Source organism: Leifsonia sp. GW821-FHT13C09 (genome assembly GCF_058806435.1).
This window is the reverse complement of record NZ_JBXAPS010000011.1, coordinates 22,672-45,000: the sequence shown is the minus strand read 5'-3', so window position 1 is coordinate 45,000 and position 22,329 is coordinate 22,672. Positions and strand designations below refer to the sequence as shown.

The 22,329-nt window shown below is 66.6% G+C and carries 15 protein-coding genes and 4 pseudogenes; 13 read left to right on the top strand and 6 right to left on the bottom strand.

All coding sequences use genetic code 11. The features are described 5' to 3' along the window. Nucleotides 1–236 precede the first annotated feature (236 nt). Nucleotides 237–638, top strand: coding sequence for a hypothetical protein (locus tag AC1ROW_RS20560; protein ID WP_431348515.1), 402 nt, complete (start codon nt 237–239; stop codon nt 636–638). Between the two features lie 13 nt (nt 639–651). Here AC1ROW_RS20560 and AC1ROW_RS20555 read toward each other — a convergent pair whose 3' ends face one another. Then, nucleotides 652–3,336, bottom strand: a complete 2,685-nt coding sequence (locus AC1ROW_RS20555; RefSeq protein WP_493021343.1) for an AAA family ATPase — start codon at nt 3,334–3,336, stop codon at nt 652–654. 212 nt (nt 3,337–3,548) lie between these two features. On the opposite strand from AC1ROW_RS20555, the gene AC1ROW_RS20550 reads away from it, so the two are divergent. The 4 genes and pseudogenes from AC1ROW_RS20550 (at nt 3,549) to AC1ROW_RS20535 (ending at nt 6,491) form a co-directional block, all read left to right on the top strand. Beyond that, a complete protein-coding gene (locus tag AC1ROW_RS20550; protein WP_369961272.1) occupies nt 3,549–3,869 on the top strand; it encodes a transposase in 321 nt (106 codons plus the stop codon). Next, nucleotides 3,866–4,444 (top strand): annotated as a pseudogene (locus tag AC1ROW_RS20545) (IS3 family transposase); the annotation flags it as partial. The gene AC1ROW_RS20550 and the pseudogene AC1ROW_RS20545, both read left to right, overlap by 4 nt. A 59-nt stretch (nt 4,445–4,503) precedes the next feature. Beyond that, nucleotides 4,504–5,902 (top strand): annotated as a pseudogene (locus tag AC1ROW_RS20540) (IS30 family transposase). Then, entirely contained in the window at nt 5,886–6,491 is a 606-nt protein-coding gene (locus AC1ROW_RS20535; RefSeq protein WP_493021341.1) for a helix-turn-helix domain-containing protein, read from the top strand. The pseudogene AC1ROW_RS20540 and the gene AC1ROW_RS20535 overlap by 17 nt, the downstream one beginning before the upstream one ends. Nucleotides 6,492–7,178: 687 nt before the next feature. Here the strand turns inward: AC1ROW_RS20535 and AC1ROW_RS20530 are convergent. Further along, nucleotides 7,179–8,066 carry a LysR family transcriptional regulator gene (locus tag AC1ROW_RS20530; RefSeq protein ID WP_493021339.1) on the bottom strand — a complete coding sequence of 296 codons (888 nt, stop codon included), beginning with the start codon at nt 8,064–8,066 and terminating at the stop codon, nt 7,179–7,181. Nucleotides 8,067–8,145: 79 nt separating this feature from the next. On the opposite strand from AC1ROW_RS20530, the gene AC1ROW_RS20525 reads away from it, so the two are divergent. Then, on the top strand, nt 8,146–9,612 hold the full coding sequence (locus AC1ROW_RS20525; protein ID WP_493021337.1) for an aminotransferase class I/II-fold pyridoxal phosphate-dependent enzyme: 1,467 nt from the start codon (nt 8,146–8,148) through the stop codon (nt 9,610–9,612). A 32-nt stretch (nt 9,613–9,644) separates the two neighbouring features. On the opposite strand, the gene AC1ROW_RS20520 is transcribed toward AC1ROW_RS20525, so the two are convergent. Further along, nucleotides 9,645–10,505, bottom strand: coding sequence for a MurR/RpiR family transcriptional regulator (locus tag AC1ROW_RS20520; RefSeq protein WP_493021335.1), 861 nt, complete (start codon nt 10,503–10,505; stop codon nt 9,645–9,647). A gap of 33 nt (nt 10,506–10,538) precedes the next feature. Next, nucleotides 10,539–11,378 (bottom strand): class II glutamine amidotransferase, encoded by an 840-nt coding sequence (locus AC1ROW_RS20515; protein WP_493021333.1) that lies wholly within the window; start codon nt 11,376–11,378, stop codon nt 10,539–10,541. Between the two features lie 43 nt (nt 11,379–11,421). Between AC1ROW_RS20515 and AC1ROW_RS20510 the strand changes: the two genes are divergently transcribed. The 5 genes from AC1ROW_RS20510 to AC1ROW_RS20490 all read left to right on the top strand — a co-directional run bounded on the left by AC1ROW_RS20510 (nt 11,422) and on the right by AC1ROW_RS20490 (nt 17,878). Next, a complete protein-coding gene (locus tag AC1ROW_RS20510; RefSeq protein ID WP_493021331.1) occupies nt 11,422–12,852 on the top strand; it encodes a type I glutamate--ammonia ligase in 1,431 nt (476 codons plus the stop codon). Between the two features lie 95 nt (nt 12,853–12,947). Continuing rightward, a complete protein-coding gene (locus tag AC1ROW_RS20505) occupies nt 12,948–14,477 on the top strand; it encodes an APC family permease (RefSeq protein ID WP_493021329.1) in 1,530 nt (509 codons plus the stop codon). Beyond that, the gene (locus AC1ROW_RS20500; RefSeq protein ID WP_493021327.1) at nt 14,474–15,802 is read left to right on the top strand and encodes an aspartate aminotransferase family protein; all 1,329 of its coding nucleotides are present in this window, start codon (nt 14,474–14,476) and stop codon (nt 15,800–15,802) included. The genes AC1ROW_RS20505 and AC1ROW_RS20500 overlap by 4 nt, the downstream gene beginning before the upstream one ends. After that, entirely contained in the window at nt 15,789–16,961 is a 1,173-nt protein-coding gene (locus AC1ROW_RS20495) for an amidohydrolase family protein (RefSeq protein WP_493021325.1), read from the top strand. Before AC1ROW_RS20500 ends, AC1ROW_RS20495 begins: the two co-directional genes overlap by 14 nt. A gap of 224 nt (nt 16,962–17,185) precedes the next feature. After that, nucleotides 17,186–17,878, top strand: a complete 693-nt coding sequence (locus tag AC1ROW_RS20490) for a GntR family transcriptional regulator (protein ID WP_493021323.1) — start codon at nt 17,186–17,188, stop codon at nt 17,876–17,878. Between the two features lie 13 nt (nt 17,879–17,891). Here the strand turns inward: AC1ROW_RS20490 and AC1ROW_RS20485 are convergent. Together AC1ROW_RS20485 and AC1ROW_RS20480 are read right to left on the bottom strand one after the other, a co-directional pair. Then, nucleotides 17,892–18,726, bottom strand: a pseudogene (locus AC1ROW_RS20485) (PfkB family carbohydrate kinase). 33 nt (nt 18,727–18,759) lie between these two features. Beyond that, nucleotides 18,760–19,545 carry a GntR family transcriptional regulator gene (locus AC1ROW_RS20480; RefSeq protein WP_493021321.1) on the bottom strand — a complete coding sequence of 262 codons (786 nt, stop codon included), beginning with the start codon at nt 19,543–19,545 and terminating at the stop codon, nt 18,760–18,762. Between the two features lie 146 nt (nt 19,546–19,691). Between AC1ROW_RS20480 and AC1ROW_RS20475 the strand changes: the two are divergent. After that, a pseudogene (locus tag AC1ROW_RS20475) lies at nt 19,692–21,091 on the top strand (MFS transporter). Nucleotides 21,092–21,128: 37 nt separating this feature from the next. Further along, a complete protein-coding gene (locus AC1ROW_RS20470; RefSeq protein WP_493021319.1) occupies nt 21,129–22,091 on the top strand; it encodes a nucleoside hydrolase in 963 nt (320 codons plus the stop codon). Nucleotides 22,092–22,329: the final 238 nt, after the last annotated feature.

The following is a 22,329-nucleotide window of genomic DNA, read 5'->3' as shown; positions in this document are numbered from 1 at the left end:
CAACCTAGACAGAGCCCACCTCGGCATCGCAGGCCACGCCCCCATCGACCGAATCAACAACGGTCGAGGTCAGTACAGCTAGCGGGGTCTGCCGGCTCCCGAGCGCCATCCATTTCCTTGCGTTTCGACCCGCTTCAGGTGGTGTATTGCGCCAGCCTTCAGCGAAGGCTTCGATGTATTGACACGGCGGCTGTTGCCTCAGTCCGGGTGACCGTGGCGTCGGGCAGACTGGTGGGGTGGAACGTGAGCCTCCGGCGCCAAGGCCGTTTGGTGTCTCTGCTGATGAAGCGGTCGAGTTGTGCCGCGAATGGATGATCTATCTGGGCGCAGTGGACACTGTCGCCGCGCAAGATCCTGCCCGGCAGCTCTGCGACCTCTACAGTTCCCGGTACCTCGCCTGGGTCGATAACGGACGGGGGAACCTGGATATCGATGCGGTGGAGAATGCTGCGAGGCTAGCGACCTCCGATGGCCGGCAGGCGTTGATCTTCGTGCGAGGGGGAGTTCGACCGGTGGCGCAGCAACAGGCCGACGCCCTGGGCGTGGCGATCCTCTGGTACCACGCTGTCGACGCAACCTTGGCGGGCGCGAGTCGACCCGGTCTTGCGGTCGTGGCCTCAGGGCTGAGGACGGCCTAATCCACCGTCCAAGTCAGAGGCGCAGGGAAGGCGACGGAGCTTCGCTCGCGGTCGACGCTCGTGTCGGGTCGGTGCGGGATGCTCGTGCGAGCTCGCGACGGGAGGCGATCCGAGACTTCTCGAGCGTCTCTTCTCGCGGATGGCGCTGCATGGTGTCGCCTAGTTCGGCGATCGCGGCCCGTGCGGTTCCCGCGATGACGACGGCTTCGTTTCTTCCTCTGCCGCGGGTGAGACCGACGTAGAGGCCGGCTGCGTCGACGCCGGGGCCGACGATGGATCGTTCGGTGGTTTCCCCTTGGACTCCGTAGACGGTGCCGGCGTATCCGAGGTGCAGGTGGGATCCGGCGTACTCGTGGGTGATCTTCCTGAGGTGGGACGAGTCGGTGAGACTTGTTAGAAGCACGTGGTCTTTGGTGATGGCCTTGATAATCCAGGTCTGGCGGTTCTCCACCCCGGACGTGTTGTCGTTGCGTCGAGTCTGAACGACGTCGCCCACAAAGCACGGCTGATCGGCCTGACCGAGTACCTGACGGTCGGTGGTGAGGTCGCCGGACGCGATGCGCTGAGTTTGGATGCTTTCGTTGATCTGTTGCGCTTCGGCATGGGTGGCGGTCACCAGGGCGATCGTCTGCCCGTGTCCGCTCGCGTCGAACCATCCGTCGACCATCGTCTGCCGGGCGTCGACCTCCGTGGTGACGGACGTGACATGCCCTTTTTCTATTAGCTCCCCTGCGATCCGCTGTCCTTCTTCGGCGCCGTCGGCGTCGCGGAGTCGCAGCGTGAGGTCGGCCCAATCGGGATCACGGAACCGATGGATATTTGTGAGTTCGATCCGGCCGAAGGCTGCGGATCGGAACAGGGCCATGGCACCGGAATGTCCGACAGGGAGGGCTTGGTAGTCGTCGCCGACCACCGCGATAGTTGCTCGTGTGCGTTCGATGACGTCCAGAAGCGCGTTTGCGGCTTCGAGGTCGAGCATGCCGGCCTCATCGACCACGATCCGGTCACCTGGTCGGATCGCGATTCGAGGGCCGCGATACTCCGCTCCGGTCGTGGGGTCGATAGCTCCGGGGAGCAGTCGCGTCCACTCCGTGTTGCCAGAGGCGCTCGTTGTCCAACGCCATCCGTAGTCGTGGAGGAGCTGGTGGAGGGAGGAGGCGGCGCTGTTGGTTTCTCGGCCGGCGACGGTAGAGGCCTTCTTGGTCGGAGCGACGATGATCATGTTGTGTCCGTGCCGGCGAAGCGCGGCTCCGGCGACCTTGAGCATGGTGGTCTTACCCGTTCCCGCGGCCCCGGTGATGGAGACGATCGAGGCTGTTCCGGCGAGGGCGGCAGCACCATCTGCCTGGTCGCCATCGAGGACGCGCTCGGGGTCGAGCGCGTGAGCGATCGCCGTGATCTCGCGGGTCGAGACGGCATCTCCGGGTGCTGCCATCGCGTCGATCCGGTTCGCAAGAGTGGTCTTCAGAACAACGGTTGCGGTGGCCATCCGATGCTTGACGTGCTTCGGCGTGTCAGGATCGTTCAGCAACGTCACCGTGTAAGTGCGAGCAGCAGCCTCTGAGACCGCGTCAACAGTTGCGGCAAGTTCAGTGCGCTCGGCCAGAACCCCCGAGGCCGCGATCGCGCGGATGGCGCCGGCCCGGATGTCCAGGTCGCTGAATCGGCCGCCCGTGCCTGTTGAACGTGCATCCGCGTCAACGATTGCTCTGGCCGCGAGAAGCTCCAGGTCCAGGTCGTCGATCGAGACCGCAGCAAGGCGAACGGGGGAGGGGGTTTGTCTGATCGTCGGGTCCACCGAACTCAGCTCTTGCCGAATTAGCTCGGCCCAGTTGTCTTCGTCGAGGTGCCCGGGCTTGTTCGGCCGGTTGGCTGCCCACGCCCACCGGTCGATCTGATTCAGCACGTCGTGGGAAGGCTCCTGTCCGGGGTGCTGTTGCTTCCACCATGCGGTGCGGGCAATCTTGTTGGCTTCGATCTGCGCGGACCGCTTCGACAGGGGACGTACCAGGTGCTGCAGCTGGGTGATTTCACCGTCCTCATTGAGACTGAACCCTTTCGCTGCCAGAGCGGTGATCCATGCGGGGTCGGTGCGGGCGGCGAGGTCGCCTTCGGCGTTGATGACGTTTTGGAACCGCAACGCAACCCGGGTGTCCACGTTGGACCATTTCCCGTCGATGCCTTGGACTTTCACGTTCAACCACAGGTGCCGGTGCTTGTGCGGGTCCAGCGAGCGGGAGCGTTCATGCTTGAGCTCGACCACCTCGACTCGAGCGAGGTCTTCTCGGATGCAGCCGCCCTTCCCGCGCCGCGCGTTGAGTTCTTCCTGCCAGAGGTGGATGATCCGGTCCCGCAGTCGGTCCTGGAGGTCCTCGTAAGCCGCGTTCAACTCCGGGTCCAGCATCGCCGCGATGCTGAACGACTTCGGCGCGTTGATTGTCGCGTCCAACACCAGATCCGCGTTCGGGGAGGACATCTCGAACCCGCGATGCATACCGGTGAGTGGGTCGCCGCCATCGACCCAGGTGCGCAACTGCTTCCGGGTGAGCAGATCATCACGGATGGACCCGTTCTCCACGATGTACCGGGTCATCACCGCACCCGCGTAATCCGACGCAGCGAGCACCCCTTGCGCGGTCGTCGCAGTCAGGTGGGAATCGCAGACACCGCCGAACGCGTACGCGATCGCTTGCCTCACCCCATGTGAGGCAACCCCTCGTTTCCACCGCGCCACACCCCCGCGCATGGCGCCCAGGATACTCCCATTCCACAGAAAGTGCCTGCGTGCATTCGCTCTTCTATTCGCTCTTCTCTCTTTCCTTTCTCTTTCTCCTCCCTTCGTCTTTTTGGTGTTCCCCCGTTTCTTCGGTCACTTAGCATCGGCCTTATTGGTTCGGGAGGTTGGTCTTTATGGCTAGACGTTTCCCTCGGGAGTTCCGTGTTCGTGCGATCGAGTTAGTCCGGATCAGCGACCGCCCGTTGTCGCAGGTCGCCCGTGAGCTCGGGATCTCGAACTCGGCGTTGTATCGGTGGGTGGCGGAGGACGACTTCGCCAAAGCCGAGGCGGAGAAAGCCGCCGGCGTGGTCCCGGTCCTGGACGCGGACGAGCAGGCGGAGCTGGTCCGGTTGCGCAGAGAGGTGCGTCGGCTGGAGACGGAGAACGAGATCCTGAAGCGTGCGGCGGCGTATTTCGCGAAGGAGAACGTGCTCCCAAAACATCTTTCCGACTGATCGAGCAGCTGACGGCTGAGGACCCTCACCGGTTCAAAGTCGCGACGGTCAGCCGGTTATTGGGGGTCTCCCGCTCCGGCTACTACAGCTGGGCGAAGCACCGCATCAGCGCCCGCAAAGCGCGGGATGAGGAGATCGCTGCCGTGATCGCCCGGCTCCGGTCGGAGAAGGGAGCGTTCTTCCACACCTACGGGTCGCCGCGGATGCACGCCGAGCTGCGGATGGGCCACGGCTTTGCGATCGGCCGGAAGCGGGTGGAGCGGATCATGCGGGAGCGCGGCTGGGCCGGCGCCGTCAAACGCAAGTTCCGGTTCCGCACCAACCCGGCCACCAGCGAAGACAAGGTCAACCGCAACTTCCATGTTCCGGGCCCGAACCGGCTCTGGCTAGGCGATATCACCGAGCACCACACGGCTGAGGGAAAGGTCTACTGCGCCGTCGTCCTGGACGCCTATTCACGGTTGGCGATCGGGTGGTCGATCGGCTCCCGGATGACCGCGGACCTCGTCGTCGACGCTCTGCAGATGGCTCGGTGGAGGCGGTTCGGGGTCCGTGGGGCGATCATGCATTCCGACCACGGTTCCCAAGGCGGATTCAATTGGTCGTCGCAACACCTCGATCGGGAGGTGTTCGGGTGGTTCGACGGCAGCAGCAGGCAGATCGAGCAGTGCGGCCGAGGCTGCGGTCTCCGGGGACGCCGCCGATCCCGCGAGAGGTGCAGCATCGGTTCTGGGTTGAGATCGCGAAGGGGTTGTTGCCGGAAGAGGCGGCTGCTCGGGTTGGGGTGTCGCAGCCGGTCGGCGGCCGTTGGTTCCACAACGCTGGCGGCATGCCGCCGTTCGATCTGAGCAAGCCACCTTCCGGCAGGTATCTGTCATTCGCGGAGCGTGAGGAGATCGCGATCCTCAACGCGCAAGACTGGGGTGTTCGTGAGATCGCTCGCCGTCTCGGGCGTGATCCGGGGACGATCTCTCGCGAGTTGCGGCGCAACGCGGCGACTCGGGGCAGCAAACGGGACTACCGGGCGTCGGTCGCGCAGTGGAAGTCGGACATTGCCGCGAAACGGCCGAAAGTTGCCAAGCTCGTCGCGTATCCCCGATTGCGGGCCTATGTCGAGGATCGCTTGTCCGGGCGGATCGTGATGCCCGACGGTGTCGTCGTGGCTGGTCCTCAGGCGCCGAAGTTCACGGGCCGGAACAAGCCGCATCGGAAGGATCGGCCGTGGTCGTGGGCGTGGAGTCCGGAGCAGATCGCGAACCGGATTCGCGTGGATTTCCCGGATGATGAGTCCATGCGCATCAGCCATGAGGCGATCTACCAGTCGCTCTATATCGAGGATCGCGGCGCTCTGAAGCGCGAGCTGGTGTGGTGTCTGCGCACCGGGCGAGCCCTGCGGGCTCCGCGGGAGCGTTCGCGACGCAAATCGTGGGCGCACGTCACTCCGGAGACGCTGATCAGCGAGCGGCCTGCCGAGGTTGAGGATCGCGCCGTTCCCGGGCATTGGGAAGGCGACTTGCTGATCGGGCTGGAACGCTCCGCGGTCGGCACCGTCGTCGAGCGCACGACTCGTTACACGCTGCTGGTCCATCTGCCACGCGAGGACGGTTACCGGCACAAGCAGACCCCGAAGAACGGGCCCGCGCTGGCCGGCTATGGCGCGACCACGATGAAGAACGCCCTCGCGAATACCATGTCGACGCTGCCGGAGCAGCTGGCCCGCTCGGTGACCTGGGATCGGGGCAAGGAGATGTCCGCTCACGCGCAGTTCCGTGTCGAGACCGGGATCCCGGTGTTCTTCGCGGACCCGCAATCGCCCTGGCAGCGCGGCACGAACGAGAACACCAACGGGCTGCTGCGACAGTATTTCCCGAAGGGCACCGACCTCGCTCGCTGGTCCGCCGAGGAGCTCGAGGCCGTCGCGTTCGCTCTGAACACCCGACCCCGGAAGACACTCGGGGTGGAAGACTCCCGCCGAGGCCTTCAACGAGCAGCTACTGTTGCTCCAACAAGCCGGTGTTGCAACGACCGGTTGAATCCGGTCAATACACCTCCTGGGCGTTCACCTCCCGCGTCCACGAAGCCGGCCTGATCGCCTCCAGACTGGTGGACTCCGGTGTGTTGGCGCCCGAGTTCCGCCACCGCGGAGACAAGCGTGGGCCGGGGTCGGGCCGCCCGGCGAAGTTCTACAGACTCGCGCACGACGAGTTCACTGCCGCCGTGCCTCCGCGCCGCTACGACCTTGCCGGCGAGCTCCTCGCGAGCGCCGTCGAGATCTCCGACCGCACAGGACGGCCCGTGCGGGAGTGTCTGCTGTGGGTGGCAGGCGAGCGCGGCGCGGGCCGTAGCGACGCGACCCGGCCGCTCGCGGACACGCTCGGCGACCTCGGCTACGAGCCGGTCGACGACGATGCGGGCGGGTTCGTGCTCGCCAATTGCCCGTTCCATCGGCTGTCGAGCCGCCACACCGACGTGATCTGTTCGGCCAACGCGGCGTACGTGGCAGCGCTCAGTGCTGGCGCGAGCGATCCGCGCGAAACCTGGCTGGAGCCGCTGGATGGCGGCTGCTGTGTGCGCGTCGGACCCGCGGCGGCAGACGCTCCCGCGACCGAACCCGCCGGCTGATCGGACACTTGGCCGCGAGGTACGCCGCGAAGTCCGTCTGGAGGCGTAGGCCTATCCCGGTTGAGATCCGCCCTCGAGGACGGCCTTCAGTTGGGTGAGCTGAGCGACTTCGGCGTTCATCGTCTTCTGAATTGGGCCGCTCATCAGCCTCATGAGACCAGTCGGTGTGCGGACACGAGTACCGTCGCCATCGGGAGACAGGACGTAGGCACTCGGTCATCCGGTGCGGGCGCTGTCGGGCGGGGAGGCGCAGCGACTGGCCCTGCCGGGCGCGCTCGTGTTCGGCGCGAGCGTCGTGTGCGCGATCAGTCGCTCCCGTGTGCCCGGGCGACCAGGTTCCGCCTGGTATGTGGGGCAGGAGGCCGGATGCTGGCGTTCACGCTCCAGGGCGGCGAAGTTGCTGTTATCAATACTGGAGTGCCGGTGTCGCTTCGTGGGACTGGTTAGGACATACGCGACCGACTCGGACTCGACCTCCGCCTGGCCTTTCTTGCCGGCAGGTGTCGACGTCGACGTGGCGCGACTTGATACGTGCGGTTTGGTCGATGAGTGGTTCGGCTGCCTCTTCCGAGAGAGCCCTGCGGCGAGCAGGAGGCGTCGCGTGGTCTGAAAATCGGGTTCCAAATGGGGTCTGGTCGAGACCGGTCGCCAAATTTGGGCGACGCGCATATCTGACGAAGCGCAGGTTCATTCGAGCGAAGTTAGGGCTCCGAGGATGGCCGCCCGGGCGCGCGCGTCGAGGGTTGTGGAGGTGAGCAGGGCGATCTCTCTCACGAGGTCGGTGTCTGTCAGGCCGACGAACTTCACTGTGTCGGCGTGCAACGGAAGGGCTAGCTCGGGGACGAGGGCGACGCCGAAGCCGGCGGCGACGTACCCTGCGACGACGGCGTAGTCGTCGCTGCGAACAGCGGCCCGGGGGGTGAATCCTTTTGCTTCGGCGGCGGCGAGCAGGGCCGCCTCGACCGGGTCATGGATGCTCATTCCGAGGATCCAGTCATCGTCCCGGAAGGCGTCGAGGCCGACAGCGGCGCTGCCCGCGAGCGGGTGGTCGTTGGCAACGATGAGCGAAAGCCGTTCGGTGAAGAGGCGGTGGCGTCGCATCCCAGGACGGGTGTGAGGCATGTGTTTCGGGTGCGAGTAGATGATTGCCGCGTCCAGACGCATCGCCTCGGCGTCGCTCAGGAGGGATTCGACTTCAGCCTCGCGCACCGTCACGTCGAAACCGGCTCGCCTCACCTCGCGCACCACGTCCGGGAGAAGTCGCGCGCCCGCGGAGGGGAAGACGCCGAGCGTGATGGTGGTGCGCTGGCTTTCGAGGAACTCCTGGGCCTGCGCGACAGCGCGGTCGGCGCGTTCCAGGATGGCCTCGGCGTGCGAAAGGAGGTTGGCGCCGAGTGGCGTGATTCGGGTGCCGCTGGCCGTGCTGACCACGGCCGGTGCGCCGAGCAGTTTCTCGAGCCGTCGCAGGTGATGGGCCACCGTCGGCTGGCTCCAGCCGAGCGTCACGGCGGCGCGGGCGATCGATCCATCGACGGACACGGCGCGCAGCGCGGCGAGTTGGCGCAGGTCGAGCATCGGGCCCCCATATTCTGTATTGAGGAGTGCAGGTTTCTCAATATTCCCATAGTAGGTTCAGCGCTCTGAGAATGGGGGCATGACCGTTACTACGCCCTACGCCGACGCCGTGCGCCGGTACGCCGCTCGAGATCTGCAGCGCTTGAATGTGCCCGGACACGGGGCGGATCCGGGGGCGGTGCCTCTTCTGGCCGACTTCTACGGTGAGGAGCTGCTGCGGCGAGACATCCCGCCGCTGCTGGATGGTGTGGACAAGGGCCGGCACAACCCGCTGCAGCTCGCTCATGATGAGGCGGCTCGGGCGTGGGGTGCGCGACGCACGTGGTTCCTCACCAACGGGGCGTCCCAAGCTAATCGGATCGCCGCGCTCGCCCTGGCGACCTTCCGGGAGCCCAGCGATGCTGTGGTGGCCCAGCGCAGTGCACACTCGAGCTTTGTCGACGGGATCGTGCTCGGCGGCTTGCGAGCTCGTTTCCTGGCGCCCGCGATCGACGAACGATTCGGCATCGCGCACGGTGTCTCCCGCGCGTCCCTTGCGACGATGCTCCATTCGGGCGGCCCGGTGAAAGCGGTCTACGTCATCACGCCGAGTTACTTCGGCGCGGTGGCCGACGTCGCCGCCCTTGCCGAGGAAGCCCACTCGGCCGGAATCCCACTGGTGGTGGATGCGGCATGGGGGGCGCATTTCGGGTTCCACCCCGGACTACCGGCAAACCCTCTCGCGCTCGGTGCGGATCTGGTGATTTCGAGCACGCACAAAATGGGCGGCAGCCTGACGCAGTCTGCGATGCTGCACCTCGCAGAAGGCCCGTTCGCCGATGCTCTCGAACCCTTGGTCGAGCGCGCGTTCGGGCTCACCCAGTCGACGAGCGCGAGTTCAGTGCTGCTGGCCTCCCTCGACCTCGCGCGTGCTTCGCTGGAGTCGGGGCACGATCGGATCGCGAACTCGATCGCACGGGCACACGACTTGCGCAGCACGCTTCGAGCGGGTGGACGATTCCGGATCGTGAGCGATTACTTCGACCGCTTCGACGACATCGTCTCCGACGATCCTCTGCGCGTCTCGATCGACGTTCGCAGCAACGGACTTCATGGTCATGCCGTTCGTGAAGAGCTCATGCGCACAGCAGGCATTTATACCGAGATCTCGACGGACGCGTGCATCGTTGCCTTCGTAGGACCCGGGCAGGAGCCGGATGTCGCCAGATTCGTGGCGGCACTGGACTCGCTGCGTCCCGATGGAGAGCTGGCGAGCCGTGGGGAGGCGTTGCGCATTGCGCTTCCCCAGCCCGGACTGTCGAGAATGCGGCCACGGGACGCCTTCCTCGGTCCGACGGAGGTCGTCCCTGCCGCACAGGCAGTGGGGCGCGTGTCCGCCGACTCGCTCGCGGCATACCCGCCGGGCATCCCGAACGCGTTGCCGGGCGAGGTCGTCAGCGCCGAGCTGATCGCTTTCCTGCAGCAGATCGCCGCGACCCCGGGCGGCTATGTGCGCGGTGCGGCCGACCCGCTGGTCGCGACCTTCCGGGTCGTCAGCGAAGACTGACCGACCCGCAGTGTGGGACTGTGCGGCAGGCGCTACTGCAGCATTTCCTGATCGCGCAGGCGGTCCCAGAGCGCGACGCGCGTGAAGGCGGGCTCGCCCAGGCGTTCGAGGACCACGTTCAGAAGCTGCTCGCTCAGCATGAAGGCCGCAATGTCGCTCTGGAACGCGTGGTCGGTCGCGCTGGTCACGTCGAGCACGACGTCAGCGCGGGGTGCCACGGGGCAGTCCAAGCTGTCAGTGACAAGAAGGATGGTCGCTCCGCGGCGCTTTGCCATGACAGCCAGCTCAAGGGCGCTGCGCTGGTAGCGGTGGAAGTCGAACAGCACGAGCACATCGCGGTGGGAGAGGTCGATCACCGTGCCGAGATCGCGACCGCTCGGGTCGGCCAGCATCCGGACGCCGGCGCGCATGTGCTCGAGGTGCAGGCCGAGGTGAGAGGCAACAAGGTTGGAGAACCGACCGCCCACCAGGAGGATCCGTTTCGACGTGTTGGTTAGCAGGTCGATGGCCGCCTCGTATGAGGCCTCCGGGATTCGTGCCAGCGATTCGAGTGCACGCTCGGCCTGCGCCTTGCCGTCGCGCACGATCACCTCACGGGCGCTTCCCTCGTGCGCAACCGCCGGGAGGCGGATTAGGGGGCCGGAGGACTGGCGCGTGAGCTCTTCTCGAAGAGCGCGCTGGAACTCGGGGAAACCGGAGTAGCCGAGGCTCTGAGCGAAACGCAGAACTGTGGGCGGGCTCACACTCGCCTGGTGGGCCAGCTCCGCTGTCGTCGACAGGCCTGCACTCGGGTAGTCGGCAAGCAGCACCCTGCCGACCTGCCGCTCAGCCCGGCTTAATGAGCTCAGCGCCGCAGCAACTCGCTCCGAAACCGTCTGCGGATTTTCCACCATGCGGCAAGTCTGCCAGCAGACACCCCTCCACGGTCAGTCAACAAGGAGAAGCTCGGCGCCCGCGCGGTCGTCCGCGAAAAGCCGCGTCGAGGTGGCAACGCCGTCCGCGAGGCGCACCGTTGTGACCGATTCCGCCGGCAACGCGTCCCAGTCGCTTCCGGCAACCCCGGTGGATCCGACCAGCAGGGTGCCGTCGGCTTTACGGGTCCAGCGCAGCGCGAAGTAGTCCTCGGTGTGCTCGTTGGGCAGGTCGAACTGGTGGATCTCGTCGAGATCGTCTTCGTCGAGCCGGCTGCGGGCGCTGGCGTGGACTACGACGAGCTGTTCAGCGTCGAGGAGGAGGGCGTTCAGGCTGCAGGTCGGGTACGCGCTGCGCAGCCTCCTGGCCGCATCGAGGGTGGCTTGGCCGACAGTGGCGCCGGTCGCGAGCCGCTCCCGGATGAGCGCGAAATACATCTCGCTGTCAGTGTCGCCGGTGAGCCCGGCCAACGTCTCCGGCGCCAGCATTCCTCGCACGACGTCGAGGGGCTTCAGGGATCCGTTGTGTTCGAACGAGACACCGTCGGCGCTGAACGGATGAGTATTTCGTGTGTCAATGGCGAGGCCGATTGTCGCCCAGCGCAGGTGCACCATACCGGCGCGCCCGTCGAGGGCGAGGGCGTCACGGAACCCTGGATCAGTGGCGGCCGAGCGCATCGACTTGCGCACGGTGGGGGTCGCTCCCGGATGGTCCACTCCGGCCCAGCCCCAACCGTCGCCGTGCAACCGGGCGAGAGAGAGGAACCCCTCCATTCCGGCGTCTCCCAGTTCGCGATCGACGGCCGACGAATCGGGGGCGACGTAGGCGAAGAGTCGACACATTTTTTCCTCCATGAGTATCGTCCGCAGGATCGAAGTTTGAAACAACCGTATCAGAATGAAGAAAGTAGGTGATTTTGAAAGATTTATGTCGCATGATGGTCCAACAACGATGTGGCGCACGCAACCGAAAGGGCACCGAGCAGTGAATGATGTACCCCTCGAACGGCTGGATCTTGAAACGCTTGCGGGCGACCTGACGAACGAAGGCGTCGAACTCCTGGTAGGCACAGCACTCGACTTCGCCGGGGTCACGCGCAGCAAGGGTGTTCCCTTGCGCCGGCTCCGCAGCTTCAGCGAGGTCGGGATGGGCGCGTCGCCGTCGTGGAACGTCTTCTGCGCCGACAATGGCATCGCATTCACCACGGCAATCGGGGTTACCGGCGACCTGCGCTTGCGGCTCGATCCGCGTCAGACGCGGTCGATCGGCGACGGCTTGGCATGGGGGCCGACCAACTATCACAATCAGGACGGCACCCTCTCGAGCTTCTGCGCCCGTGGGGCGCTCGAGACCGTCGAGCGCCGCGCCGCTCAGCTCGGCCTGCTCCCGCGGATGGGTGCCGAACTGGAGTTCACGCTCGTCCATCCGGACGGTTCGCTGCTCGCCTCCCCGGGATGGGCGGCTTACGGGATGCGCTCTGTGATCAGTAGGCGCGGATTCATGGTCGATCTGACCAAGACGCTGGAGGCCGCCGGAGTCGGGGCGGAGCAGGTGCACGCCGAGTACGGCGCGGACCAGTTCGAGGTCTCGCTTGCGCCGTTGCCGCCGGTGGCGATGGCCGACACGAGCATCCTGACACGGGTCCTGATCGGACTCGTCGCCGCCCGCCACGGCTTCGGCGTCTCCTTCTCTCCCCTGCCCGCGGTCGGCGGGTCGGGCAACGGCGCGCACCTGCACCTGTCCTTCACGAGGGACGGAGCCAATCTCTTCTCCGCCGGTCCGGGCGACCACGGCCTGACCGCAGATGGCGGCGCAGCTATCGCCGGAGTTCTCAGCACCCTTCCCGAACTCCTCGGCGTATACGCCGGATCAATCGCTTCCGCGCTGCGACTCACGCCGGGAACATGGTCGGGCGCGGCGGTGTGCTGGGGTTTGGAGAACAGGGAAGCTGCGCTGCGTCTGCTCGCCGGAACGCCGGGAAACCCACAGGGCGCCAACATCGAACTCAAGGTCGTCGACCCGAGCGCCAACGTCTATCTCGCAGCCGCGGCCTTCCTGGGCTCCGCCCTGCACGGCGTCGAGCGGGCGCTACCCCTGCCGGCGGAAGTCGCCGACAACCCGGCCGACTCGCCCGGCTTCGAATCGATGCGCCTCGACACCGACCACGGAAGAATGCTCGACCGCCTTGCCGCCTCCTGGTTCGCCCGCGACCTCTTCGGCGTGGACATCGTCGAGGGCATCGTCGCTGTGAGGCGTCACGAATCCGCCGTCTTTGCCGGGCAGGCGCCCGACCGAATCACCGAAGCCCTCCGCCTGGCGTGGAGCTGATCCGGTCCAGCGACGGCATACGCAGCACCAGGACCGACCAACACCCGCACCACGCGTCACCCGCACGTCACCGAACCCGCACAAGGAGGAAACAAATGGCAATCGAAGACCCCACTCCCACCGGCCAGCGCGTTCGGAAGCGCCGACTGCCGCTCTGGGCGGCGCTCGCCCTTTCTCTGGCCACTGTCGGCCCCACCCTGGCGATGTCCGGCAACGGTCAAGGAATGGTCGGCATCGTCGGCAAGTCCATCCCGCTGGTATTCGTCATCGGCCTGATCGGAGTCGCCCTCGTCGGTTACGGTTTCGTGCGCCTCACCCGGCACCTCAACCATGCCGGTTCGGCATACGCGCTCGTCGGCGGCACCATCGGCCCGCGCGCCGGGTTCTTCTCCGGATTCGCGATGCTCGGGGCCTATGTCGGCTTCTCGACCGGTACTCTGGCGCTCACCGCGGCCTTCGTCAACGCTTTCCTCGCCGGGTTTCAGCCCGGGGTGGCGCACCCGTTCCAGATCCCATGGCCGATCATCATCATCATCGGCGCCGTCGTATCCTTTCTGCTCGCCGGGCGCGACGTGGCCATGATCGCCAGGGTGCTCCTGGTCATCGAGGGCGTCGGCATCGTAGCGATGATCGTGCTCGTGATCGTGATCTTCGCCAAGGGAGGCGCGCCGACCACGGGTTTCGACCTCTCTGTCTTCAGCTTCGCCGGCGTGAACGTGGAGCAGGTGCTCTCGGGCGTGGTGGCGGCTTTCCTTTCCTGGGCTGGCTTCGAGGCGTGCGCCTCGCTCGGTGAGGAGACGTCCAACCCGAAACGGAACATCCCGCGTGCTCTCGGCGGTACGCTCGTGCTCACCGGCGTGCTCTTCATCGTCGTGATGTTCGCACAGACCATCGGCTTCGGAACCGACAAGGCGGGGCTCAACGCGCTCGCCACCTCGGGGAACACGCTCGGCGATCTCGGTCACGGCTACATCGGCTCGTGGTTCTCGCTCATCATCATCTTCACCTCCATCTGCGCTGCGTTCGGCTGCCACCTGGCCACCGCGGCGACCGCGGGCCGGATGATCTATGCCTTCACGCGGGACGGATTCGGGCCGTCGTTCCTGTCGGTACTGCATCCGAAGACCGACGGGCCGCGTCGGGCCACCTGGTTGGTGACCGCGTTCACGATCGTGACATTGCTCATCTGCTCGGCGACGGGCTGGCCTGTGATGGGCACAGGCTCACCGGCCATCGATGCGTACTTCCTGTTCGCGGTCGCCGGCGCCGTGTGCCTGATGATCGCCTACCTCATGGTGGAGGTCGCCGCCGTGGTGTTCCTGACCCGCAAGAAGTTCATGGCAGTTCATGGCGGGTCCGGGCGTGTGCTTGGCGTCGTGCTTCCGACCGTCGGCGCGATCGTCATCGTCGTCGTGCTCTGGTTCAACGTGAAGGACTCGGCCGACCCCGCCTCAGCGGGACTGCTCGGCCTGTACTGGTGCGCACTCGGACTCGCACTGTCGATCGCAGCGTCGAAGATCGCCTCCCGAGTCGGTGCCGCGCTGACACACGAGTTGGAGCTGCCCTCCCTGGGGAAGGAACTCGACCCATTCGAGGAGCCGGCCCTGGAACCGGACGCCCGATGACGGGGCTCATCGATCGGGATGCGAGCGTGATCGCCGGAGTCGAGAAGCTCAGGTTCTTCCCGCTCGAAGTGGTCGAAGGCTCCGCTGCCATCCTTCGTACGCCATCTGGGCGCGAACTGATCGACCTCTCGGCGACCTGGACGGCGTCGGGGCTCGGGCACGGGCATCCGGCGATCGTCGAGGCTGTCTCGGCCGCGGTCCGCATCGCGCCCGGTTCCGGCGGGCTCTCGGCCGTTCATCCTGACTCCGTGGGCTTCGCTGAGGATCTGCTTGCCCTGGTTCCCGGGGCGGGCGAACGGCGGGTCTATCTCGGCCACGCCGGATCCGACGCCAACGATGTGGCACTTCGCGCCTGCCGCCACGTCTCCGGCCGCCGAACAGTTCTGGCGTTCGAACGCAGTTACCACGGTGGCATCGGCCTGGCGATGGGGGTGTCGGGCCAGCAGATCGAGGCCGGCCACGACCGGGATCCGGATGCGGTCTTCTTGCCCTATCCTAACCCGTTCCGTCCGACCGAGAACGGCATCGACGCTGACACCGAAGCCTCCTTGGCGGCGGCGCGCTCGTGGCTCGAGGGCGGCACCGTCGCCTGCCTCATCGTCGAACCGATCCTCTCCGACGGCGGCCTCGTCGTTCCTCCCGACGGCTTTCTGCGCCGTTTGCAGGAGCTCTGCCGAGCGAATGGTGTTCCGCTGATCTGCGACGAAGTGAAGGTGGGGCTCGCCCGACCCGGCACCCTCCACGCCTACCAGCATGACGACATCCAGCCTGACATCGTCACCTTCGGCAAAGCGATCGGCGGCGGGTTGCCCTTGTCGGCCGCAGTCGGTCCGGCGCGAATCTTGGATCACCCTGCGGCCTCCGCGCTGCTGACGACCGCCGGCAACCCGATCAGCACTGCCGCTGGGCGTGCCGTCTTGCGCACGATCGTCGCCGACGATCTCGCGGCACGCGCGGCCGTGGCCGGCGAACGATTCCGCGCCGGCCTGACGCGGATCGCGGCAGGCGAGGGCCGAAACAACGGCCGCGCGGCCGAACGCATCGGCGATGTCCGGGGTCGAGGCCTGGCCATCGGCGTCGAGCTGGTCGCCGATCGCGCGAAAAACCGACCCGATCCGGCTCTGGCGCAGAAGGTGGTCTACCGTGCCTGGCAGCTGGGCGCCGTCGTCTACTACGTCGGCGGCAACGTGCTCGAGATAACGCCCCCACTCGTCATCTCCGACGACGAGATCGACCGGGCGACCGATATCCTCGACCGGGCTATCGCCGACGCGATCGCCGGCCGGGTGACAGACGAGGAGGTGCGGCCCTATGCCGGCTGGTGAGTTCGACATTCTCGAGGGGCTCGGCGATATTCCGGCCGGTCTCGCGGACGAGGCCCGAACGCTGGGCCTCGTCGACCATCACGTGCACGGCTGCTTCGTCGATCCGCTCGATCGCGGCGTCTTCGAGGAGTCCTTCAACGAGGCTTCGGCCGACCCCATCCCGCCGTTCATGACGCAATTCGACTCCCAGCCGGGATTCGCGTTCCGACGCTGGTGCGGACCGTTGCTCGGAGTCGAGCGCCACGCCTCCGCCGAGCGGTACTGGCACGCGCGGAGCGAACTCAGCCCGGCCGAACTCGACCGACGCCTGCTCCGCACCGCGGGCGTCGACCACTGGGTGATGGACACGGGATTCAGTTCGCGCCCGATCACGACCCCCACTCAGATGATGGAGGAGTCGCTGGGCGAGACGAGCGAGATCGTGCGCCTGGAGCTGCTGGCCGAGAGCCTGCTGGACCGCGATATCACCGCCGCCGACTTTCCGGATGCCTTCCGCGCCGCCCTGCAGGAGGCGAGCATCGAGGCAAAGGGTTTCAAGACGATCGTCGCTTACCGCACGGGCTTCGACATCGACTGGGAGCGCCCGGACGACTCGAGTGTGATCCGAGCCGTCGATAGGTGGAAACACGGCGAACGTCATTCACCGCGACTCGCCGACCCCGTGCTCGAGGCGTTCGTGGTGCACACTGGCGTCGAGCTGGGTCTGCCCATTCAGGTGCACGTCGGCTTCGGCGACCGGGACCTCGACCTGCACCGCACGAACCCGATGCTTCTGCTCGGCTTGCTGCGGCAGCGGAGCGTCATGGCCACGCCGATCATGCTGCTGCACTGCTACCCCTACCACCGCGAGGCCGGTTATCTGGCGCAGGCGTTCGACAACGTCTATTTCGACGTCGGTCTCGGTGTGAACTACGTTGGAACACAGAGCCGCCAGCTGATCGCCGAGTCGCTCGAACTCGCGCCGTTCGCCAAACAGCTCTACTCGTCCGACGCGTTCGGCCTCCCCGAGTTGCACCTCATCGGCTCCATCCTCTGGCGCCGCTCGATGGCCGAGACCATCGGCCACTGGGTGTCGGCCGACGAATGGTCGGAAGCCGACGGTATCCGGGTCCTTCGCATGATCGGCTCCGAGAACGCGCGACGGGTTTACGAACTGTGACGCCCGCCGGACGGTCGGCGCGTGCCAGCCGCCGACGCATAAGAAACCGGCGCGATCCCGGCTCACGGTAGCATGGGCCATCTCCCCGCACGGCACCGTTGTGGACGACCGCGCCGCGGCGTGGACACGCGACTGCAACTCTTTCATCTACTACGGCGCGATCACCACGGGCCCAGATCACGGGAGGAGTCTTCAAGGACTCTCAGGCGCGCTGCGACGGTCTGGTGTCAATCCTTGTGCTCGTCGTAGTGGTCGCCGTGCAGCGCGTGCCGGTGACCATCGTGCAGGTAGTCCACGTGATCGCCATGCTGAACCGTGTCGTGTCCGCAACCAGGGCCGTGTTCGCCCTCCAAACGCTGATCCACGAAGGCCTCCTGCGACAGGTGCGCGGAAAGGGGACCTTCGTGACCTCGGCGATGATCGAACCGGCCATCGCCCAGAAGCTCACCACGCTCAGCGAGGACTACGCAGCCCAGGGGATTGTCACCGTCACCGAAGTGCTCGAGAGCGACCTAGTCGAACCGCCCGCACCGGTCGCGGCGCTGCTGGACGTCTCTCCCGGCGGCGTGGTGTTTCGGCTGTTCCGCCGGCACGTGACCCAGGAAGGCCCGATTGCCCTCCTGCATAACTATGTCCACGCGACCGGCGCACACGGGATCGAGAAGATCGACTTCACGCGCGAGCGCCTGTTCGCGACCTTGGAGGGTGCCTACCATCTGCAGATCCAGTCGGCGCGCCGAACATTCAGCGCCCAGCGAGCCGACGCCGCGGTCGCAGCCGCCCTCGACCTCCACGAGGGCGACCCGGTGCAGTACCTCGAGCAGGTCACCTACCTGGCCGACGGACGGCCGATCGAATACTCGGACGTCTGGATCCGTCCGGATCGCCTCCGTGTAACGTCCCTCCTGTCCCGCTGAGCCGGCGCCCGGTCTAGTCGGTGTAGGCCGCAAGCCCATCGAACTTCGGCTGTGACGCCGGGTCGGCGACCGCCGCGGCGCCCACCGCGCACGCCGTGGCGAGAGACTGCTCTGGCTGCTGACCGGAGCGCAGTGCGAGCACGAGAGCCGCGCAGAACGCGTCGCCGGCGCCGACCGTATTGACCGGTGCGGTCACAACGGCGGGCGCAAAAGCGATCCGCACGCCGCGCTCGAATAGAGCGGCCCCTTGCGCCCCGTACGTGACGGCGACAAGGCGGGCGTCGGCGAGCTGGGGAAGCAGGGCGTACTCCGATTCGTTCACGATAATGAGATCGGCGCGATCGACCACCGCGCGCGGCAGTGTTCGGGCGGGAGCAGCGTTGAGGGCAAAATAGCCTTGGACACGCGCAGCGAGCCGCTCGATTGCGGCGAGGGGGATCTCCAGTTGGGCAAGCACAGCGTCCGTCGAGGTGAACTCCACGCCGTCCGCGCTCACGAACGCATTTGCTCCTTCGCAGACCGCGATTTGGTTCTCTCCGTCGGCGTCCACCACGATGAGCGCCGTACCGGTGGGCTCTTCCACGGTGGCCACGGCGGAGACATCGACGCCGGCGTCGCGCAGCGCAACAAGCATGGCGGCGCCGTCCGCGTCAGCGCCGACGGCGCCCACCATCCGCACGCGCGCCCAGGCGCGCCGCGGCGGCGGCCTGGTTCGCACCCTTGCCGCCCGCGTCGCGCCGCAGTCGGCCGCCGCCAACGGTCTCGCCTGGTGCGGGCAGGCGCTCGGTTACAGCGGTGAGGTCGGCGTTCACGCTGCCGACGACGACGAGGTCAAGATCTAAGGGCATTTGCTTTCCTAACGGGATCGGCCGACGGCGCGGTCAGCTCACGGAGGTCTGCACAACGGAGAGCTGTCCCGCGCGCGGGGAGACGATGCACTTGGCGAGATAGGCCGGCGACCCGTCGACGGAGGCGACCTGGGTGAGGATGAGCACCGGATCACCGGGCGCGAGTCCAAGCATTTTTCCGCGTATGGCGCCAACGACCCCAGTCGTGATGTGACAGACGCCCGACCCGAAGATCGGCCCGCACCGCTCGATGAGCGAGGCGAGCAGTGTCGCCGGGTCGGCTGCGGCATCCTGCAGCGTGGCCGACAGTGCTGGGCTAACATCCGAGAGGTATCGTCCGGCGGGCAAGTGCTCCTGCACGATCGCGACAGGCGTGCCCGCGCGTTCCAGGATGCTCTCCCGGAACCACGTGTTCGCCTCGCCGTCCAGGGCCAGGTGGGTGGAAGTGAACTCCGTCGTCGGCTGCAGGACGAATTCGATGGGCCGAACGACGACCGGTCCGTCCTGGTCGCCGACCGCTCGCTCGAACGGCCGCAGTTCTTCAAGCCCGACCCGGGGGATGTCTTCGGCAACGAACCGGCCGACGCCGCGCTTGGTGACGATGAGGCCGTCTTCCTCGAGGAGCATCAGCGCCTCGCGCACCACCGTACGACTCACCCCGAGCGCCGCTCCGAGTTCGGTCTCGCGCGGAAGTGCCGATCCGAGCGGGAACACCTGATCGCGGATGCCTTGCGCGATGCGCGAGTAGACGGCGACACGCAACGGCTGGCCGACGGAACTCGTGAGCGCCTTCGTGAGGAAGTCGTCCGCGACGGTCATCGTTCCCCTCCTTCTCTCCACGGCAGCCGCGCTGCGGCCGATCTATTCAACCACGAATAATTCGGAAAAGCACATGTCGTACCAGAGAGGTATAACATCAGACTGCGTGAATCGACGCGTCATCCGGACGAAGGAGTCTCCCCGTCATGAATCCCCCCGTCGTTGCCAGTCCTCAGCCGGCCACGTCGCCTGCCCTGCACGGCGCCCGCGCCGTCGGACTGGTTGCAACCCTTATCCTCGGCGTGCTCTCATATCAGCTGAACGCGAGCATGATTACGCCCGCTCTGCCGGACATCGCACGCTCGCTGCACGCCGATGTCGGAGCCGTCTCCCAGGTCTCCTCGCTGTTCTTCCTCGCCGGCGCCGTCGGCGGCGTCGTACTCGCGCGATGGAGCGACTTCATCGGCGCAAGCGCGCACTGCTGCTCGTGCTCGGCGTCCTCTCACTCGGGACCCTGATCTGCCTGTTCGCCCCCTCCCTCACAGTGCTGCTCATCGGCCGAGTGCTGCAGGGAGCCTCCAGCGCGGCGTTCCAGCTGGCCTACGTCATCCTCAGCGAGTCCATGACCGCCAAGGTCTTCGGCACGACGCTCGGCATCATCACCGCTGTGAACGGCGGCGTCGGCGGTGTCGATGGCTACATCGGCGGCGTACTCGCTGACTCGTTCGGCTTCCGCGCGATCTTCGTCGTCATTTTCCTCGTCGGGCTCGTCGCGCTGGTGTGCGTGCAGCTGGTGGTGCCGCGCGCCGAACGCCCCGTGTCCGCGGGTCGGATGGACTGGTGGGGAGCGGCCGCGCTCTCCCTCGCGCTCATCTGCATCACCTACTTCGTCTCGAATGGCTCCTCCGCTGGTTGGCTCGCGCCTGTCACGCTCGTCTACCTCGTCGCGAGCGTTATCTTCGTGCTCGTGTTCTGGTTCGTGGAGAAGCGCCGCGCGACTCCGCTGATCGCGGTGGAGCACCTGCGCTCCCGCCGGGTGTGGCCCGTGCTGGCGACGACCGTGCTGACCCTTGCCGGGATTTTCGCCGTCATCAACTTCACGGTCGTGCTGCTGAGCCAGGACAAGGCGCACGGGTACGGACTCGATGCCGCGACCTCCGCGCTCCTCTTCCTTGCACCGGCCGCGCTCGTCGGCGTGGTCGCCGCGCCGCTGTCGGGCTGGCTGGCCGGCCGTCGCGGGTGGATCCCCGTGCTGCGCGTCGGGATGGTGCTGAGCATCATCGCGCTGATCGTGATCGCGCTGCTCCCGCATAACCAGTGGACGGTCTTCGCGATGATCGCCCTGCTTGGCGTGACGTACAACGGGCTCACCCTCACGACGATCAACGGCCTGGGTGTCGTGCAGTCACCGGCGGAGGCCCCGGCAGCCCTGCCGGGGCTCAACGGTGCCGCGTTCGGGATTGGCGCGAGCCTCGGCATCGGGACCGTGGCCCCGTTCGCGGCCGCAGGCCCGGCCGCTGGATACTCAACCGCCCTGTGGATATCTGTCGCCATCACCGTGCTCGCCCTGGTCGCCAGCCTTCTCATCGTCCCGCGACGCGACTGAACCGCTCGCCGACATCACTCCACTGAAAGGAATCACTATGCCCCGACCCCTCTATTTCGACTGCGACACCGGTATCGACGACTCGGTCGCGCTCGCCTACCTCCTGGCCTCCCCTGAGATCGAAATCGTCGGCATTGGGACGGTCAGCGGCAACGTCAGCGCGGCTTCCGCGGCCGACAACACACTCCGTCTGCTCGCCCTCGCCGACCGAAACGACGTCCCTGTCGCGATCGGCGCGCACGACCCCCTCGGCGGCACGTTCGACGGCGGCGCACCGCACGTCCACGGCGCCAACGGCATCGGCGGGATCGCGATCCCCGCAGCCACCTTGCGGCCGGTCGACGAAGATGCCGCCGACCTGCTCATTCGGTTGTCACGCCAGTACGAAGGCGAGCTCGAGGTGCTTACGGTGGGACCTTTGACGAACATCGGGCTCGCGCTGCAGCGTGACCCCGAGCTGCCCGGCAGGGTGGCCCGCGTCACGGCGATGGGAGGCGCCGCCCTCGTCCCCGGAAACATCACCGCCGTGGCTGAGGCGAACATCGGCAACGACCCCGAAGCGGCGGCGCTGCTGGTCGAGGCCGGATGGCCGGTCACCCTCGTGCCGCTGGATGCCACGATGGCGAACACGCTGGAAGAGGAGGACCGGCTTCAGCTGCTCGGTTCGGAGGTGCCGCTCGCGCGCGCCCTCGGCGAAATGCTGGACTTCTACTTCGACTTCTACCTCGATGAGTATGGGCGCCGGTGCTCCGCCCTGCACGACCCGCTGGCGGCCGCTCTCGCGGTCGGCGGGATGGAGGCAGCGGTTGCACCGGCCGTCCCCGTCGCAGTCGACACGACCGAAGGCCCAGGGCGCGGTCAGACCGTGTGCGACCTCCGCGGTCAGCGCCAGGGCACGGTCGACCGTAAGGGTGCGAACGTGCGGGTCGTACTCAGCACGACCAAGCCGTTCGCGCCGCACCTGCTCGAGAGGCTCAGCGGAGTTCCGCAGGCGGGATAGCCGCACCACCCAGCAGCGTGGATCCACTCGAACACCGCTGACGGATGCTGGCTCGTCGAAAGACGGGCCAGCACCCGTTTCGTATGACGTCAAGCGCCGATCACGCTCGCCGAGGTCACCCACGCGTCCTCGCAGTCACCTGATCGCCCTTCGTCGCGGGACGGATACCGGTCGCCGGTCGAGCGTGAATAGTCAGAGACCTTGGGCGACGACGATGGTGGCCTTCACGTCCTCGAAG